This is a genomic window from Photobacterium swingsii (genome assembly GCF_024346715.1).
Lineage (GTDB): Bacteria > Pseudomonadota > Gammaproteobacteria > Enterobacterales > Vibrionaceae > Photobacterium > Photobacterium swingsii.
This window is the reverse complement of the sequence record NZ_AP024853.1, coordinates 1,187,010-1,205,995: the sequence shown is the minus strand read 5'-3', so window position 1 is coordinate 1,205,995 and position 18,986 is coordinate 1,187,010. Positions and strand designations below refer to the sequence as shown.

At 41.6% G+C, this 18,986-nt stretch carries 12 protein-coding genes; 11 read left to right on the top strand and 1 reads right to left on the bottom strand.

What is annotated here, in order from left to right:
- Nucleotides 1-60 precede the first annotated feature (60 nt).
- The 11 genes from tssC (at nucleotide 61) to OCU77_RS22580 (ending at nucleotide 16,642) form a co-directional block, all read left to right on the top strand.
- Nucleotides 61-1,593, top strand: coding sequence for a type VI secretion system contractile sheath large subunit (gene tssC, locus OCU77_RS22630; protein WP_048897413.1), 1,533 nt, complete (start codon nucleotides 61-63; stop codon nucleotides 1,591-1,593).
- Nucleotides 1,594-1,606: 13 nt separating this feature from the next.
- A complete protein-coding gene (locus OCU77_RS22625) occupies nucleotides 1,607-2,395 on the top strand; it encodes a type VI secretion system accessory protein TagJ (protein WP_048897414.1) in 789 nt (262 codons plus the stop codon).
- A gap of 20 nt (nucleotides 2,396-2,415) precedes the next feature.
- Nucleotides 2,416-2,883 (top strand): type VI secretion system baseplate subunit TssE, encoded by a 468-nt coding sequence (tssE, locus tag OCU77_RS22620; RefSeq protein WP_048897415.1) that lies wholly within the window; start codon nucleotides 2,416-2,418, stop codon nucleotides 2,881-2,883.
- A gap of 1 nt (nucleotide 2,884) precedes the next feature.
- Nucleotides 2,885-4,714, top strand: coding sequence for a type VI secretion system baseplate subunit TssF (tssF, locus tag OCU77_RS22615; RefSeq protein WP_048897416.1), 1,830 nt, complete (start codon nucleotides 2,885-2,887; stop codon nucleotides 4,712-4,714).
- Entirely contained in the window at nucleotides 4,711-5,682 is a 972-nt protein-coding gene (gene tssG / locus OCU77_RS22610; RefSeq protein ID WP_162845612.1) for a type VI secretion system baseplate subunit TssG, read from the top strand. The genes tssF and tssG overlap by 4 nt, the downstream gene beginning before the upstream one ends.
- A gap of 19 nt (nucleotides 5,683-5,701) precedes the next feature.
- Nucleotides 5,702-8,278, top strand: coding sequence for a type VI secretion system ATPase TssH (gene tssH, locus OCU77_RS22605; protein WP_107302565.1), 2,577 nt, complete (start codon nucleotides 5,702-5,704; stop codon nucleotides 8,276-8,278).
- 218 nt (nucleotides 8,279-8,496) lie between these two features.
- Nucleotides 8,497-8,979: an Hcp family type VI secretion system effector gene (locus OCU77_RS22600; protein ID WP_048897419.1), complete on the top strand. Its 483-nt coding sequence runs from the start codon at nucleotides 8,497-8,499 to the stop codon at nucleotides 8,977-8,979.
- A 50-nt stretch (nucleotides 8,980-9,029) separates the two neighbouring features.
- Complete coding sequence (gene tssI, locus OCU77_RS22595) at nucleotides 9,030-10,880, top strand: type VI secretion system tip protein TssI/VgrG (RefSeq protein ID WP_048897420.1); 1,851 nt, start codon at nucleotides 9,030-9,032, stop codon at nucleotides 10,878-10,880.
- A gap of 110 nt (nucleotides 10,881-10,990) precedes the next feature.
- The gene (locus OCU77_RS22590; protein WP_048897421.1) at nucleotides 10,991-11,941 is read left to right on the top strand and encodes a hypothetical protein; all 951 of its coding nucleotides are present in this window, start codon (nucleotides 10,991-10,993) and stop codon (nucleotides 11,939-11,941) included.
- On the top strand, nucleotides 11,941-16,011 hold the full coding sequence (locus OCU77_RS22585; protein WP_107302566.1) for an RHS repeat-associated core domain-containing protein: 4,071 nt from the start codon (nucleotides 11,941-11,943) through the stop codon (nucleotides 16,009-16,011). The genes OCU77_RS22590 and OCU77_RS22585 overlap by 1 nt, the downstream gene beginning before the upstream one ends.
- A 1-nt stretch (nucleotide 16,012) precedes the next feature.
- Nucleotides 16,013-16,642, top strand: coding sequence for a HEAT repeat domain-containing protein (locus tag OCU77_RS22580; RefSeq protein WP_048897424.1), 630 nt, complete (start codon nucleotides 16,013-16,015; stop codon nucleotides 16,640-16,642).
- Between the two features lie 53 nt (nucleotides 16,643-16,695).
- On the opposite strand, the gene OCU77_RS22575 is transcribed toward OCU77_RS22580, so the two are convergent.
- Nucleotides 16,696-18,681, bottom strand: a complete 1,986-nt coding sequence (locus OCU77_RS22575) for a bifunctional metallophosphatase/5'-nucleotidase (protein ID WP_107302567.1) — start codon at nucleotides 18,679-18,681, stop codon at nucleotides 16,696-16,698.
- Nucleotides 18,682-18,986 lie beyond the last annotated feature (305 nt).

Sequence of the window (18,986 nt, the reverse complement as noted above, 5' to 3'; positions counted from 1 at the left end):
AGGTTGTTGTATTTAGAGCTGGTGAGTTACCAGCTCTAATGTTTTAAGTAAGGGTCACCCTTGGTTAATGAAAATATTTCATTTGTATCTGAGTTATTTTTATCTTCAGGTAGTCCAAAGCAACAAGAAATACACGACTTATACTCTAAGAGTCAGTTGGTTGATGCCTTTTTAGATACAAAGGACGATGCGTTATCACTAAGAATGTGGCTGGATATACATACTTGTTTTAATAAAGGGGAATGTAATAAGCAATCTTTAACTGCGATGTTGCTAGCAGCGATTACTGCAATAGATGAAAAGATTTCACAACAACTTGATGCAATATTACATAATGATAGTTTAAAAAAACTTGAAGCAAGTTGGCGTGGTCTCGCATACTTAGTTGAGCAAGAGAATGAATATGACACAGAGCAAAAGTGTAGAGTTAAATTATTACACCTTACTTGGAGTGAATTGACGAGGGATAGTGCTAAAGCTATTGATTTTGATCAGAGTGATTTCTTTCGCGTTATTTATAACAATGAATTTAATATGCCTGGAGGAGAGCCTTTTGGTTTACTGATTGGCGATTATAAAATAACGCATCGCTTGCAGGGGAACCAACATGCGAATGATGTAGATACGTTACGGAAAATATCGCAAACGGCCGCTGCTTCTTTTGCACCATTTATTACATCGGCAGATCCCAGCTTTTTTGGAGTCGATAAATTTTCAGAGCTAGCATCTGTCGCTCATATTGAAACACAATTTTCTCAGCCAGAGTATATTGAATGGCAGAGTGTTAGAGCGATGGAAGATGCCAAATTTTTAGGTATTACTTTACCTGATATACTTTTACGTTCGCCTTATACCCCTGATGGGTCTAGAAGAGAGCAGTTTTCTTACCGAGAGTCGCTTTCACATTCAGAGTCTGATTATTTGTGGGGGAATGCTGCTTATGCTTTTGCTGCTGTTACTGTTCGTGCTTTTTGTGAGTCTGGCTGGTTTTCCCACATTCGCGGTGTACAAGCAGGGAAATATCGCCAAGGTCTAGTGGTTAAAGTTCCACAAAGCCATTTTTGCGTCACGCGTCGATTAAAAAAGAATAAGATGTCAGTCAACTTGCAGGTCGGTGATAGACTGGAAAAACAATTATCTGATAGTGGGTTTATTCCGGTATCTTCAGTTTACGAGACGGGTTTTTTATCTTTTTACAGTAATTCATCTGTAAATGAATCCAAACAGTTTTCATCAGAGTCTGATGCAGTTAATGCGCGTCTGGCATCTATGCTGCAATATATATTGTGTGTGTCTAGATTTGCACATTATATAAAGGTAATCGGTCGCGATAAAATAGGGTCATTTGAAACTGCAGATCAAATAGAGCGGTATTTTCAAAAGTGGTTAATGCAGTACACCACTTCATCTGATTCCTTGTCCGAAGAAATGCGATCTAAATACCCTCTTCATGAAGCAAGAATAAGGGTTAAAGAAAAACTAGGCAATCGAGGGTGCTTTTACTCAGTCATTCATTTACGGCCGCATTTTCAACTGGATCAGATGGTGTCTAATATTCGATTAATTACAGAACTATCACCAATATCAAATTAAAATGGATAAAGTTATGGAAAGCTTAAATATTCGCTTACAGCAGGAAAGTATCAAAGATATTCTTTGTGATTATATGGATAAGCTGAAAGCGAAACCAAAAGACAGTGATTTACGCAGTAACTTTATTGAGCTTCTATGTATTGATGGTCAACTTGAACGTGCCGATCAGCAGCTTTCGTTGTTGATCAAACAATACCCTGAATATTTAGTGGGTGGTAATAACCTGCGCCAACTGATTCATGCTGCACAAGCCAGAGCGGACTTTTTTGCAGGCAATGCCACCGTGCAATTATTGAAAGGTGATAGGCAAGAATTTGAAAATCTAGTGGCGCTCAATATTGCTCGATGCCAAAAGAGCGAAGCTGACATTCAGCAATATGCAGGGCAATTAGAATCTTGTCGTCGCCAGTCTGCTTTTATGATTAACCAGCACAAATCTGACGACTGCCGAGATTTAGACGATAGTTTGGCGGGTTACATCGAATTATTTGGTACTGACGGGCAATATTATTTAGTGCCTTTTACTGACGTTGATCGTATTCAATTTATGCCTGTCACATCCCTTGTTGAGCACATTTGGCGTAAAGTGAATATTGAGGTGATTGATGGACCGAGCGGAGATGCATTTATTCCAATGACATACGTTGACAGTTTGACCGATGCCCAAAAATTAGCGCGTGAGACTGACTGGGTCGAGATTTCGGGCACCTCTGTTGTCGTGGGGCAAGGGCAAAAAATGTGGCTGGCTGGTGATAGTGCCCTTCCTCTCGCTCAGTGTGAGCTGATGGAAAACGTCGCTTAACATTTTCGAGATGCGTAATCATGTATGTACCGCTAAAACCATCATTGCTCGATAACCTAATTGATGATGCCCCCGAAGCTATTACGGAGCAGCCCGTTTCTTATAGTTTGCAAGCGCTAAAAAACAGTGTTCGGCGAGATATTGAATTACTTTTGAATTCTCGACGGTCTTGGCTGACCTGGTCTAAGCGTTTAACTGAACTTGATGTTTCAGTGATGAATTATGGCTTACCTGATTTTTCATCAATGCCCTTTAGCAGTAGCGACGGTCGTAGCTATTTATGTCGTATTGTTGAAGAAACAATTACTCGGTTTGAACCAAGATTTGATGCTGTTTATGTTTCTGTATTAGAAGAAGGATCACCTGAAGATCGAGTTTTAAGATTACGTATTCAAGCGATATTTCGTGTTGGGACAGAACAAGAAGAGCTTGTTTTTGATTCCGAAGTTGAGCCCGTGAGTTTAGGTATCAAGGTTGAGGAGTCATAACATGAGTGATGATCTATTAAAATATTATAATCGTGAACTGGCTTATATGCGCAAGATGGGGGCGGAATATGCGGAAAAGCACCCTAAAATTGCGGGACGGTTGCGACTAAGTGATAGCCAGGTCGAAGACCCACACGCTTCGCGAATGATGGAAGGTTTTGCGTTATTAACAGCACAAATTCGACGTAACTTAGATGATAGCTACCCGCAATTAACCGAAGCGCTGATTGGCCAGCTTTATCCTGATTACCATGCCACGATCCCATCAATGAGTGTGATTCAGATGTCGACGAAAGACAATGTGAGTGTTGGCTTTACTGTGGACAAAGGGGAGTCAGTCGAACTCGTCGCTGATCATTTCAAACGCTGCCATTTTCAGACGTGTTCTTCTACTCAATTGTGGCCTTTTGACTTGGACAATGTGAGTTTTGAAAACTCTCCATTTCACGCGCCTGACCCTCATTTTAACCGCGCTGCTCGATCCGTGCTTAAGTTGCAATTGGCAGGAACGGATAGTGAACACCGATTTAGTCACTATGCATTCTCATCACTAAGGCTTCATTTAGGTGGTTTGCCACATGTCAGTTATCAGCTTTATTTGTATCTGTTGCGCTATGCAGTCGGCATTGCCATTGTGCCTAAAAATCATCCGCAGGCTGTGAAGTATATTAGTGCGAAGCACATTAAAGCGACTGGATTTGAAGAGCAACAGGCTGTTATTCCGTATCGTCAGCAGAGTTTTTCTGGTTATCGATTGTTGGTGGAATATTTTTTATTACCCGAAAAATTCTTATTTATCGATTTGGTTGATCTTGACCCTAATTGGTTCGGTGAAGGCGATGAGGCTGAGGTGTACATTTACTTTGATGAGCCTTCAGATCTTATGGTTAAGCAGCTAGCAAAAGAGAATGTTTTGCTGGGCTGTGTGCCTGTGATCAATCTTTTCAACAAACAGGTTGAACCGATCGCCCTTGATCATGTTAGCCATGAATATCCGATAGTACCGTCATATAATCAATCGGAAGCCAATGAAGTGATCAGCGTTGAGCGTGTTACTGCCCATAATTGGCATAATACCGAGGTTGAGGTTATGCCGTTCTATGGCGGTGAACATCCAAATTATTTATCTGATAGTGAGCTGTATTGGAATATTCGCCGAGAAGATGTGAATTGGGCTGGAGGCTTTGATGAGCCGGGTCGTGAAACCTTTATTTCTGTCGTTGATCGTTATTCAAAACATCTCGATCCTGATGAAAAAGACCGCTGGAGTTTAAAAATAGAGACGCAGTGTAGTAACCGAAACTTAGCTTCTCGGTTGCCGTTTGGGGGCGGTCAACCAAAAGTATTTTTAACGCAGCAAGGTGATGTATTCGAACGGGTACGTTGCTTATTTCCACCCACGGAACCCATACGTCCACGTTTGCATGACAGCACGCGTTGGCAGCTTGCAAAACTATTAACCCTTAACAGCTTTACCGATGGTAATAGTTTAGCCACGCTAAAAGAAACGCTAAGACTCTATGATTTTAAAGCCTCACCGCAAACCAAAGTATTGATTGATGCCATCGTCGGATTGAAAGTGACGGCGGCTACCGCACGAGTAAATCAAAATGGACGTGTAGGTTTTTGCCATGGTTCTGATGTTGACCTGACGTTTTCTATCAATGACGTACAAGAACCTATGATCTTCTTGTTCAGTAATGTACTAGCCCACTTTTTCGCACAATATGCTGCTGTTAATAGCTTTACGCGGTTACGCGTTTGGTTACATGGGCAAGAGCAAGCATTCCATGAATGGCCAGCCACTGCTGGTGGGAAGGTATTACTGTGAACGAAGCTGTCGATTTTACAAGGTTCCAAGGGCAAGATTTATATGAGGTCGTGTATGCATTATATTGCCACTATATCCGTTCGACAGGGCATTTTGAAATAGGGACTGATGCTTTTGTCGATAATGAAACAATACGCTTTGTCGCAGCCCAGCACCTTGGCTTCGCTGCGAGCGAAGTGACTATTCAACCGGAAAAAGTGGGGAAGCCCTTAACGTTAGAAGTGAGTTCTTTTGGCCTTACTGGTGTTTCAGGTGTGCTGCCTCAACATTATACGGAACTGATCTTACAGCGCGTAAAGCAGAAAGATTACGCATTGCGAGATTTTTTAGATTTGTTTAATCATCGACTTATATCACTTTATTACAGGGCATGGGAAAAGTATCAGTACGGTGTTCATCATCAGCGTTATTTATGGGGACAACCAACAGATATCCATCAAGCGCTGCATTCATTGACCGGTGCGAGTGATGATAAGGATATTTACTGGGGAGGCTTGCTTGCCAAAACAGTACGAAATACCGCCTCATTGAGAGCCATTCTTTCACATACGCTGCAATGTGATGTTGACGTTGATGAATTTGTGGGGCGATGGGTCCCACTGCAGGCGAATGAGCAAACCGCTTTATGTTCGCACGCTGAGCCTGAAGGACTGCATGCTCAGTTAGGGCAAACAACCGTGCTAGGCAAGCAAGTATGGAATGTTAATGCTGCGATTCGGATCGTTCTCTATGTAAAGGATGCACAGTTAACACGTCGACTTATTCAAAAAAGTGACTTAATGGTGCGCCTCAATCATCTTGCCCAGCATTTTGTGCCTCAATCCACGCAAGTTGATTGGGAAGTGCAAACACACTACGCCGATTTACCACAGGCATCGTTAGGTCATGAAACTCAACTCGGGTTGAGTGCCATGCTTGGGATGCCGTCTTTGCTTGCAGCTCAGCCGGTAAAAATTTCAATTAATTAGTCTTAGTTAAAGGTAATTTATGTCGACAATGACATTGAAGTCGTTGGTGGAAAAACTCACCCCTGACGCAAAAAGGACACTAGAGTCAAGCGCCGCCCTGGCTAATTCACGTAGCCATGCCAGTGTGGAAGTATTGCATTGGTTATGCTGTATTTTAGATGCGCAAATAAGTGATTATCAGGCCATTAGTCAATTTTTTGAAATTGATGATGCAAGATTAAAAAATGATTTGCTGATCAGGCTGGAGCGCCTTCAAACTGGCTGTGAGGATGCACCAGGTTTGGCTATTCATACCGTTACTCTACTTCGACAGGCATGGCTTGCTGCAACCATTGAATTTGGTGATGAGTGCTTAGGTATCGTCCATTTATTCTATGCGCTCTCAGCTGATGAAAGTTTGTCGTCTTTTGTGAGTTTATACAGTAACGAAATCACGAAAGTAGAACCGACTAAGTTGTTGCACATTTGGCCTGAGATAGCTCAAAACGCCGTGCATACAACATCTGCCGTTAGTTCGTCTGCTGCAACGCCTGCGCTTGATCAATTTACTATTGATCTTACTCACCAAGCTCGCAGTGGTGAGATTGATCCCATTGTGGGGCGAGATAATGAGATTCGACAGATGATCGATATCTTATCCCGCCGTCGTCAAAATAACCCAATCTTAACGGGTGAAGCTGGTGTTGGGAAAACGGCGGTTGTTGAAGGCTTAGCATTACGCATAGCGGCAGATGATGTACCTGATAGCTTAAAAAGCGTGACTATACGTTCCCTTGACCTTGCGCTACTTCAAGCTGGTGCTGGGATGAAAGGGGAGTTTGAGAATAGGCTAAAGTCTGTTATTCAGGAAGTGAAGTCTTCCCCCATACCTATCATTATTTTCATTGATGAAGCACATGCCATGGTCGGTAGTGGGGGGCAAGCAGGGCAAAGTGATGCCGCAAATATATTAAAGCCAGCACTCGCTCGTGGTGAGCTGCGCACTATAGCAGCAACGACTTGGGCCGAGTACAAAAAGTACTTTGAGAAAGATGCGGCACTCGCTCGCCGTTTTCAGGTGGTTAAAGTAGAGGAGCCAAGTGAAGATTTGGCCGTCGTTATGCTGCGCGGTTTATTACCTGTTATGGAAAAGCATCACGGGGTGAATATTACCGATCAGGCTTTGCAAGCTGCCGTAAAACTATCTAATCGATACATCAGTGGTAGGCAACTGCCAGATAAAGCGGTGGGGTTATTAGATACAGCTTGTGCTCGTGTGGCGATGAGTCAAGCAACGATACCAGCGAAAGTCGAGCGATTACAAAAAGCGCTTGAACAACAGTTGATAGAAATTAAACAGTTGGAAAAAGAGCAAGTTACAGGCTCATCCCATCATGATCACATCGTTGAATTGAAGCGATTGTATGACGAAAAAGAAACTGAGCTACAGGTTTATCGCCATCATTGGCAGCATGAAAAATCACAAGTTGAACAAGCTCGTACCTTGGTGACAGCATTGCTTGAAGGTGATGAGCAGCCGCAGACTCATGATGAATTAGTCGAAATTAAGCAGTCTTTAGCCAATAATAATGAGCCCATGGTTTTTTTTGAGGTTGATGAGTACCTAATCGCAGAAGTGGTTGCTGACTGGACGGGGATTCCCGTTGGTCGAATGCAGTCGGACGAGATCGAACAAATTCTGTCACTTGAACAGCACTTAAAACAGCGTGTAATAGGGCAAGATCACGCACTTAATCATCTCGCAGAAGTCGTAAAAATTTCACGCGCTAACCTTAATGACGAAAATAAGCCTGATGGTGTCTTTTTATTAGCTGGCCCAAGTGGTGTCGGTAAAACTGAATCAGCCCTAGCACTGGCAGAACAGATTTATGGCAGTGAAGCGCATATCACCACAATTAACATGTCTGAATATAAAGAAGAACATAAAGTTTCATTGTTGTTGGGTTCTCCTCCTGGTTATGTTGGATTTGGTGAGGGTGGAGTGCTTACCGAGGCTGTAAGACGGAAACCTTATAGTGTAGTTCTGCTTGATGAAATTGAAAAAGCCCACCCAGGTGTTCAAGATATATTTTACCAGGTGTTTGATAAAGGAACGATTAAAGATGGTGAAGGACGGGATATCGACTTTAAAAATACCATTATCATTTTGACGTCAAATATTGGTACAGATTTGATCATGCAACTGTGTGATGATCCTGAAATGATGCCGAGCCCTGAAGGACTAGCTGATGCTTTGCAAGATGAGTTATTGAAAGTATTTAAACCCGCGTTTATTGGACGAATGAATGTCATTCCATTTTTTCCGTTAACGCAAAGTGTTTTAAAACAAATTGCAGAATTACAGTTGAATCGATTAGTGAAGCGGTTTGAACAAAACTATGGTGCGTGCTTTGAATATAATAATGAAATCATCAATTATTTAATTGATTTGTCTCATGAACCTAATTCTGGGGCGCGTATTATTCAACAAAATATACAAAAAACATTATTGCCATTATTATCAACCAGTATATTAAATAGTCTTTCTGTCAATAGTCCAATTGATAGTATTCGCCTTAATTTTAAAGATGATAATTTCACCGTAGATATAGAATAAACAACATTCTTTATCATATGGTTTTGTGAAGCATTTTCAAAAAAATATAAATGGAAATTGCGCAATTTACAATATATGTAATTATCCACCCGTCAATATAATTACCTGACTGTTAAGTGGTTATTTATGGATATTGCTGTCAATAAAATGATAGCGGTATCTTTAATGCGAAAGTTATTAATAAACGCAAAACAAATGAATGCTAATAGGAGATTTGCATGCAAGCGAATACTTACCTGAAATATGGTGATATTAAAGGCGAAGCAACAGCTGAAGCTTATAAAGATATGATTACTCTTCTTTCGGTTGATTGGAGTGTGGGTCGTGAAATCACATCATTTACAGGTACTGCTCAAGACCGTGAAGCAAGTGCTGCACGTTTATATGATATGACTATCACTAAATTACAGGACTCTGCGTCTACCGCGCTATTTAAAGAAGCAACAATTGGAATGGGGGTTCCTGCTATATTTCATATGACTAAGCAGGGTAAAGATGGTGTGGAAGACATCATGAATATCACCCTTACAGATGCAATGATTTCATCTTATGCAGTGTCTGTTCAAGATGACCGTCCAATTGAAACTATTACCATTTCCTACACACAAATGGAAATGAATGTAATGCCATCTGATGATACGAATAAGAAAGGCGATACCTTACGTTACGCTTACAGCGGAACAAAAGGTCAGTCAATGTAATTTCTGCGGGGTGGTTTACCACCCCATAGTTAATATGGTTAAGAATCTACATGCAGAAAACTTTACAAGAAAAAAACAGTATTAAGATATCGACATTACTTGGTCAAGATTCACTGATATTAACAAGTTTTGATTATAATGAATCTTTTTCTGAATTGTATTCATTAAAAGCAAATGCATTTGCTAATGGCGTATTAATTGAACGGGATTCACTTATAGGATCTAAGGTAACAATAGAGTTTAAATATAATGTTGATAAGCAAACAATTACGCGTTACTTCAACGGCATTGTTGCACAATTAGAGTGTGTGGGCAGTCGTGTACCTGATAGCGCTGACGGTAAGTTGTATCAAGATTATATTTTAACTATTCGTCCTGATTTTTATCTCGCCAGCTTTAAAAATCACTACAAGATCTACCAAGATAAAACGCTTGAAGAAATTATTGGTGATGTATTGGGAAGGCATGCGATTGCTTTTAAAGATGATCGAGTGAAGTCATACCCGACTTATGGTTATAAAGTGCAATACCATGAGACGGATTTAGAGTTTGTAATGCGGCTATTACAAGATGAAGGGATCTTTTTCTTTTTTGAACATAGTGAAGATTCACATCAACTTGTGCTCGCGGACTCTATCGAGAGTTACGTACAATGTGAAGAAGCTGACGTCTGCCACATGACGGGGTCATATAATAAGCCTCATATTCATCATTGGACTACAGGGCTACAGCTAGCAATTGGCTCAAGTGCTGTATCAGGGTTTAGTGTTGATAGCCCTAGCAATCCCCCTTCAGCAATGCATAGCCAGTGTATACAAGGGATTACACCTCTTGAAAGTGAACTCTATCAGTATCAGGCTGAATCTGGTTTTAATCCTAGAGTTGATTTTAGCAGCAGTAATATTCTCGAAGCGCTTCAACGCGATACCTTGTCATGCAGTGGCTCCAGCAATTGCCGCTCTTTTACTGTGGGTAAAACATTTTCTTTCTCTGAGCATGAAGATCCAACGCAAGTAGGTAAAAGTTACGTTATTACTCAACAGCACCTACACGTTGCGATTCACTCGCAGATGGGAGCACAGAAAGAATCGCAGCAAGTTATTCATAATCAATTTAGTTGTGTGCCTGATACTGTTGCTTACCGACCGCATAATATTATCACCAAGCCAAGGATTCATGGTGTTCAAACCGCAATTGTTTCAGGTAAGGAAGGTGAAGAGGTTTACTTGGATGAGCTTGGTCGCGTTAAAGTGAAGTTTCACTGGGATCGAGAGGGTGAATATCACGAAAACAGTTCGTGTTGGATTCGCGTTGCTCAAGCATGGGCTGGTTCGGGGTGGGGGAGTTTCTTTACGCCGCGAGTTGGGCAAGAAGTGCTTGTTGATTTTGTTAATGGTGATCCAGAGCAACCGGTCATTTGTGGATCACTCTATAACGCAAGTCAAGTGCCGCCTTATACACGCGGTGCTGTTAACGGTATTAGAACCCGATCATTGGAAGGCAAAGGTAAGAACTTTAGCGAAATACGGTTTGATGATACTAAAGATAATGAACATTTAGCGATTCATGCAGAGAAAAACCATTATGTAACTGTGGAAAATGATCATGTTGAGCAAGTTGATAATAATCATCAATTGTCAGTGAAAAATGATCGAATGATCATTGTTGAAAACAACCAACAACTGACAGTAAAGAATGATCATATTATTGATGTGAAGAATAACCAATCGAATAAAGCAGGAAAACAAATCGTCATTGAGGCGGGAAGTGAAATTACTCTCAAATCAGGCTCTGCATCTATTACTTTATCGAGTGGTGGTGATATCAGTATTAAAGGTTCCAATATTAATATAAATGGGCAAGCAATTACCTTAAAAGCAGGACAAATTGCACTCAATTAACTGTTTAAAATGCAATAAACAGTGTGGGGGCTTTAGCTGATAGAAAACAAAATAAAGTTCGTTAGTGCTAAGGCTTAGTTTTATTTGATACAAGTGTTGGTTAGGGTGTTATGCCGTTATTGTTATCGCCATTAGTGCTTAAAGTTGGCACTGAGTCAGATAAAGAAAAATTATTTGGCCGTGAGAATATAGCACCAGAGTGGATTGAGTCAGACTCTTATACTGGGCGAGCACATTTAACTCTTACTGACCTAGCGCTAAATTATATAACACGCCTAAGTTACCTCTTTAAAGAATGTGTTGGTTGTCTACCAGATGGTTGGCAGTCTCAGCCTATTTTATTTCTTACCCCCGCATTTAGCTCAAAAGAACAAACTAAAGCGCTATTTAGTGCATATTGTAAAGTGTTACCTCAACTTTCAAATCATAATAAACTCTACTTCTACCCTTATGGCCGCGCAGCTTGCTTACTTGCACTTAAACAAATTGAACAGCTTTTGTCTGATGATATTTCGCAAGTATTAATCATTGCTGTAGATTGCCATCATAGTTTATGTGCACCCACTCAAGGAGGGGCTTCGGGCCATCATAGTGAAGAGTCACACCTAACCGCTTGTGACAGCATTGCGCTTGTTCAAGCACAATCGTCAGATATAGGTTTGATACTTAATTGGCATGGAAAATCGGCACAAGCGAGTGTGAATGAAGCGGGGCAGGGCGTCGCTAATTTATTCTATTTATACTGTAAGCAATCGAATGCTGCGATTGATGCAATGCATCTTCCTTTAAACAATACATTGAAAATAGCGAATGAGTGGCTAGGCCAATTATCTGGTATTGCTTCAGTGCTAAACAGTGATTTTAAATGCTTATTTAATGGTATTCGAGTGGGGGATCTCGGGGCAACGATGGGGATTTTTAATTTATTGCACACTCAAAGCTTGTACCAAAGTGGTGAATTAGACACTGATCAAGCAATATTGCAATTAGATCTTTCTGATGGCTTGTACCAAAGTGCAGTTCTATTTGGCTGGCAAAACGAAAATAGTGATGCAGCATAATGAGTTTGATTGTAGGTATTAAACTCAAGGCTATTGATGGTCTCGTCTATCATTTTGTAACCAATCCTCAGCAGCAAGATAACTTTGATGCTGTGACTTTTAATCACTCTTCGGCTGCTGATCTGCTATTGAAGATGTTTGAGCCTCTCTATGATGGTGTTCATGGCAGAGACTTATTGTCTGTTGCTGAGTTAGTGGAGCCTGCATTAGCTCGACGAGCTCGATTAGAAGCATCTGCATATAAAACAGAAATCTTTCAAGTGCTAAGCCATGCGTTAATGAACAAACGTTTGTCTTGTTTAAGGATGCCAGAGACAAAATCTGTTATCGCGCATGAAGAACAACCCACAGTGTCTGCGGTCGAAAATCAGACCTCACTTCCTAAAGCAGGCCAAGTCTCCCGACCTACAGAGTGCGTTGGGAAAGATGCCGTTCGAAGCGACATCCCAGCTGTACCTTTGAGTGAAACGGCGTTTTGTGGGGACCCTGTTTCTATGGTGACGGGTGAAGAAGTTCTCTTACTGACAGATGTGACTATAACGGGCGGCCACTCGCTGGAATGGGGGCGTATTTATCGTTCTGGGCAATGTGATATCGATGTCGGTATGGGCTTTGGCTGGCGAAGCGTATATCAATACGAACTTGCCAAAATAGCGATAAAGGCTGGGGAAGGAACGACTCACCAGTGGTGCTTTACGGATAATGAAGGCAGTACGCTTCACTTTGATACAATAGAGATCGGCGCTGTTAGCTATCAGGTGCGGGCAGGGGCTAGCCTGTATCACCATCCGGAGAACTATCATTTATTGCGTTTGAAAGATGGTCGCCAACTGCGCTTTAGCTGGCTTCATGGCGCTTGGCGGATGGATAAGCTTCGCATAAGCCAAACTGTTCAATATGGGTTTCAGTATTCCACTGCAGGCAGAATGACAGGCATTGATATTAATGGCCATCTCGCTATGGTACTTAGGTACGATCGCAGTGGTCATCTGATTTCAGTTGAAGTCCCTCAAGCTGCTGAAAATGATCCGATCCTTGTACTTGCCTCTTACCAATATGATGAAAGTGGCCATCAAGTATCAGCAACAAATCGTCATCAACAAACAGAGCATTATCAATACCGCGCTGACCATTTACTCACTAGCCGGACGCGTGCTTCTGGGTTTTGCCATTATTTTGAGTGGATAGGCGAAAGTAAAAATGCAAAATGCTGTGTACAGTATGGTGATAATGGTAATTATCACTACCAATTTGATTATGATGAACAAAGTAAGGTTACGGTAAGTACCGATAGCCGCGGTCATCAGTGGCAGCATAGGCATAACGAACAAGGCTTGCTGATAGAGAAAGTAAGCCCTAAAGGTGCGCGTTGGCAATATCGATATAATCAGCTGGGCCTTAAAGTTGCCGAGGAAACACCGAATGGTGGTGTTACTCATTATCGCTACAATCACCAAGGGCTATTAGCCGAATTAGAAGCCCCTAATGGCGAGCTAACCTCTTTTCGTTATAACCGCTTCGGGCAATGTGTCGAACAAAAGAACGCGTTGGGGCAGGTAACATCCCATCGATTCAATAGCCTTGGGCTGCTTCTTGCTACCTGTCACCCAGATGGGCGAGAAGATGAATATCACTATGATCATCAAGGTCGCTTGGTTAAACATCATTCGGCAAGCGGTGAGTTATTTCAGTATTGGTGGAATGCGAACGGCTTGCTTGATGCTATAAAAGTGAATAACGCACTTACACGCTATAGCTATGATAACGCCAGTGAAATAAATGGTATTGCCTATCCCGATGGACAGGTTCTTGCCCTTCACCGCGATGGTAGTGGCAATATCAGCAAAACGAGCCAATACCATCCCGACTCTGATGAACCTACGGTCACTCAGTCGTATGAATATGATCAAGCGGGTCGGCTTATCAGCTATACCGATCCTATTGGTCGTACATTAGGTGTTATTTGGGGCGGGTTATCTCAACCAGAAATGGTTATTCAAGCTGATGGTAGTCAGATTGATTTTCAGTATGACAATGAAAGAAATTTAGTTGGTATCAAACGAAGCGATGGCTGTCACTATCAGCTTGAGTGGGACGAAGAAGAGCGCTTGAGTCGGACTGTCGGCTTTGATGGGCGAGATCAGCATTACCGCTACAATGACAACGGAGAGTTAATCGCACTCCAAGAAGCCGACAGAAATGTTCGTATACAGCGAGATATTGTTGGGCGTGTGACGACTATGTTTGCCGTGTCTGCAAGCGGGACACGAGACAGCATTCAGTTCCACTATGATGATGCTAATCGCCTCATTAATGCCAATACCGCGACAAGAAAATTACGTCAAGAGTGGCTGTTGCATTCGCATCCTGTTGCTATTTGGCAAGATCATCATCAGTTTCAATATGGTTTTAACCGCCAAGGGTTACGTCAGCAGCTAGTACTGGCTGATAGCCAAAATATCACTTACCAGTATGACGCTAATCAGCAATTGAGTCAGATCTTACTTAATGGTGAGGTGATCTTTGATATATCACGTGATGATCAAGGCAGGGAGTGTCAACGCCAGCAAGGAAATGGGTTCAATCTGGGTACTCACTATGACGAACAAGGTCGTTTGTCTCATCAGCAATGGAATACGCCATTAAGCGATAAAAAAAGTAGCCACGAGCGCCACTATTTTTATGATCAGGCCAGTCAACTCACCCGTATTCATGATCGCCACCTAGGTGAACAAGCCTTTAGTTTTGATGCATTAAATCAACTGCAATCACACCGTGTTGGTTTAGATATTCATCGCTATCAGTTTGATAGCTTTGGTAATCCGGTCTCTGAATCAAGTGTGGTCGAGCAAGATCGACTATTGGCGAACAAGGATACTGCGTTTAATTATGATCGCTACGGTAACCAGATCCTCTCGCGCTCCCAGAGTGCGACCCAGCATCGCCAATTCAATGGGTTTAATCAACTTGTTCAAGTTAACCATCAGGGTCGAACAAGTTTTTATGAATACGATGCGCAAGGGCGTCGCAGCCGTAAAGTAACCGAGCAAGAAACGGTTGATTTTCTGTGGGATGGTGATCAGCTCATTGGCGAATATCAGCAAGGTCAGTACCGCTGGTATATCTATGCACCGAATGATTTCACCCCACTGGCTTTAATTGACAACGGTGAAGTCTACTACTTCCATACCGATCACCAAGGCACCCCCCTGACGATTACCGATAGTTGCGGAGAAACGGTATGGCAAGCCAATTACCGTACTTTTGGCTTTGCTGATATCACCATAGAAAAAATCAAAAACCCGCTACGCTACCAAGGGCAGTATTTTGATGACGAGTCAGGCCTGCACTACAACCGCTTCCGTTATTACGATCCAAACACTGGTCGTTTTATCCATCAAGATCCGATTGGCTTATTGGGGGGGATCAACCACTACCGCTATGCGCCCAATCCCGTGCAATGGGTGGATCCATTGGGGTTGAGCTGTAAGGAAAATGAATTTAAGAATATTGAAAAGATTTATTTAGACCATATTCTCTCTGATTTCGAATTGTGTCTTGCAGATGGTAAAATTCCAGTTGATTTTGGAGGATGGAATGATAATGAAATTACGAAAATCCCATCTGCATTATTTAATAATATTGGTAGTGAAAAATATACAGAGATATTATATCAGACAGTTTCAGAGTCTAGTTTTAACGTTAGTGGCTTTAGGAATTGGCGCTTTTCCCCTACACCATTTGCAGGCGGTATTCCAGGCAGTTTTACTGATGCGAGAGGAGCACCTGCTGCTGGTGTTGAGCTAGTTGGTGATGCTTACTGGTACCAATTTTCTGAAAGGGAAGTACAAAAAATGAGTACGACTATTGAGATTAACAAATATAATAAGACATCAAAATGGATCAGTGACAGTGGAGAGATTAAAACTAATATGTCTAAATGCATTTCGTATACAGTTACGTCAGAAGACATTGATGATACTTTCATTGAAAAAAGCAAAAAATCAGGGCTGTTAGGAGAAATGAAGATGGCTCTCCCTTCACCAGCATTTAATTTCAGAATAAAATAGAATGATAAAATTAAATACTTCATTATTATTGCTTGTTTTGTTGTTCTCATTTGGAGCTAGAACAGAAGACAGTAATGAAAGGCTTGTGGTACAGATTCCGGATCTAAGTTTCTGTTTAAATAAAAAAGGTCATTACTATGACAGTGATGAGTGTCTAAAGTTAATATATGGATTTAATAATGATTTAAACCATTATTGGGGAAATAGTGATGATAAAAAAGATGCTATTATACTTTTTCATGAGATGTGGGAAAATAAATTCAATGAGGAAATATATACTTTACCCATAGTAAAATTGAATTTAGTTTATCTGCTTGGTCAAGCAAAATGGTTTGATTATGATGTAGTACCTAATGATGAACTTCGTACATATGCACTTCTTCAGCTAGCAAGCCAAGATTTAATGACGGTATCAGCGGCAATCAGTGCATTAAGCATTGTTGGGGAAGCTCAAGATACGGATATACTCAGAGAAATTGTTTTAACTGAAAGAAAAGGAGTTTCTGAGAAATCTTTATCGGCCATTGTTATGTTATTAAAGCATCACAATAAAGTATCGCCTTTTATGGTGGAGCTTCTTCCTCATATAAAGCGGGGTTCTTTGAGAACGATTATAAAATCATACATATGAGTAATAAAAAAGGGCCTATCACTAGACCCTTAATATAATGGCTTACTCAGAAATTACATTGCGCGTTTGAATGTAACTACTTCATAGCTTTGCGGTGTGATCACTGGCATCTCATTGGCGATGTAGTCGATCATTGCTTGTGCATCAGTATTACAGCGGGTGTTTGCTGCTTTACAGTTCGGTGCTTTACCTTCGTAGCGAACTTTGTATTTACCGTTCACTTCGTCAATATTCTTCACTTTAAAGCCCGTTAGCTTGCCATCAACATAGGCAAGGTCAACACGACCAGAGTTCTTCTGTTGTGCTTTAAACAGTGGAGTCCAGCCATCGTTACCTGTTGCATTGTAGTTGTTCACTGCAATGTTGTAGGTTTTGTTATCTTGTAATGGCGTCCATGTTGGGTTACTTGCTGTACCTGTCATTACTTCAACGAAATCTAACTTACCGCTTAGGTTCGCTTTCGTTTCAGTGAATTGGTAACGAATGTGGCCACCGTATGGGAATTTACCAGCGTGCGCACCTGCAGGAAGAGTTGCTGTAATAGTGCCTTCAATTAATGCTTTAATGTCTTTACCTTTAACAGGTAGTACTGACATAAAGTTAGAGAATGGTAGCATCTCAAGGGCAACGTTACCTTCACGGTACTCACCGGCTTCAATATTCGTACGGATACCACCAGCACCAATTAATGCGAAATCAACGTCCATACCTGTCACAGCTTTTACTTCTGGTGTGTTTGCCCAGTAGTATTGGCCTGCTGCAATTAAGACAGCCACATCAGAACCATGTTCGTCTGTGCCTTTGTCACCAGGGCGGCGTTCGTGGTTAATTTCTTCTGGTACTTGTGCAATCACTTTACCGTAAGCTTTATCAACTGCTGGTTTGTATTTGGTATCGATCAGTGAACGCATAGAGGTTTCTTCATCGGTGATAGTGATGTTGTCTTCACCTTCGATGAAATCGACAACTTTTGCACTGTCAGCCGCGTTAAATTTACTCTCAGCTTCACGCATTGGCGAGTGGTAGTACTCGTCGTTACTTAATAGGGTATTTAAGCCTGCACATGAGGTTACGTCACCTTGCTTGTCAAAGCTTACTTCAAGTTGACCGATTGCTTGCGCGTATTGGCCCGCTTGAACAACACATGTTTGACTCGTACCGTTCGGGTTAGTCACCATTTGTGCGTAAGTGCCGGTGTGGTCGTGGCCAATGTTAGTAAAGTCGCCCAGTAGGGTATGTGAGTGACCACCAACAATCAGGTCGATGCCATTTACTTTTGATGCAACATCTAGATCAACCGCGTTACCAATGTGCGTAACCGCGACGATATTGTTGATGCCTTTTGCTTTTAGCATATCAACCGTTGCTTGTGATGACTCCACCATGTTGTGGAATTCAACCTTACCTGTGTTTGGTGACAGGTTTGGCATGTCGTCAAGTGCGATACCAAATACAGCAACTAAGTCTTTGTCTGTTGGTAGATTAGACAGATCTTTAACTTCGACCTTATCGTTACCATCAAAGGCAAATACCACAAAAGGTTTAAGGTTTGTTTGGCCTTTAAGATCTGGGTCTTTACTGATATCTACGTTTGCAGCCAAAACAGGGAAGTTAATATCGCTAATGAATTTATTCAGTTTCGCGTTATTAAGGTCAAATTCGTGGTTACCTAGTGCCATTGCATCTAAGCCCATGCGGCTTAGTAGCTCAGCGTTCATCGCACCTTCATTTAATTTGAAGTATGCGCTGCCTTGCCATGCATCACCGCCGTGTAAGAACAAGAAACTTTCATCTTTTTCAGCGGCTGCTTGTTTGTACTCTTCTGCCATTGTTTGAAGGCGAGGGTAGCCACCAAATTCGTTGTAAACCAGTGTATCGTTTGCTTTAAAGCTGGATTTAACAGGGTCGAAATTTGAGTGGGTGTCGTTGATATGAGCAACGGTTAGAGTGAAAGCATCATCAGATGGTGCAGAACTAAGAGAGCAGCCTGTAAGTGCCAATGTGATAGACATCGCGATAAGAGGCTTGGAGAACGTCATGTTGATACCTTTTTATAGTTATCTGCAAAATGGATAGCCAGGAAGCGTTAACTGCCACTGCTTGAAGGTGTATCCGCGGAAATATGGGCGAGGGCACTATATAGAAGTTAAAATGGGCAAGCAATTACAGGAAAGTCAAACTGAGATCACGGTTAACACTTAATGTTAATATATTCACAAAAATGCTAGCAAGAGCGCAGTATCACATCCAATGAGGAGACTCAGTAAGGTTTTATGTGAATCAGTGGATTAGAAAAAAAACGGCACTTATAAAAAAGTACCGTTTAACGATTGAGCGTTTTTTT

Coding starts and splice junctions, on each gene's coding strand:
- OCU77_RS22625 (WP_048897414.1), top strand. CDS start 1,607: ATGGAAAGCTTAAATATTCGCTTACAGCAGGAAAGTATCAAAGATATT.
- tssE (WP_048897415.1), top strand. CDS start 2,416: ATGTATGTACCGCTAAAACCATCATTGCTCGATAACCTAATTGATGAT.
- tssF (WP_048897416.1), top strand. CDS start 2,885: ATGAGTGATGATCTATTAAAATATTATAATCGTGAACTGGCTTATATG.
- tssH (WP_107302565.1), top strand. CDS start 5,702: ATGTCGACAATGACATTGAAGTCGTTGGTGGAAAAACTCACCCCTGAC.
- OCU77_RS22600 (WP_048897419.1), top strand. CDS start 8,497: ATGCAAGCGAATACTTACCTGAAATATGGTGATATTAAAGGCGAAGCA.
- tssI (WP_048897420.1), top strand. CDS start 9,030: ATGCAGAAAACTTTACAAGAAAAAAACAGTATTAAGATATCGACATTA.
- OCU77_RS22590 (WP_048897421.1), top strand. CDS start 10,991: ATGCCGTTATTGTTATCGCCATTAGTGCTTAAAGTTGGCACTGAGTCA.
- OCU77_RS22585 (WP_107302566.1), top strand. CDS start 11,941: ATGAGTTTGATTGTAGGTATTAAACTCAAGGCTATTGATGGTCTCGTC.
- OCU77_RS22580 (WP_048897424.1), top strand. CDS start 16,013: ATGATAAAATTAAATACTTCATTATTATTGCTTGTTTTGTTGTTCTCA.
- OCU77_RS22575 (WP_107302567.1), bottom strand. CDS start 18,681: ATGACGTTCTCCAAGCCTCTTATCGCGATGTCTATCACATTGGCACTT.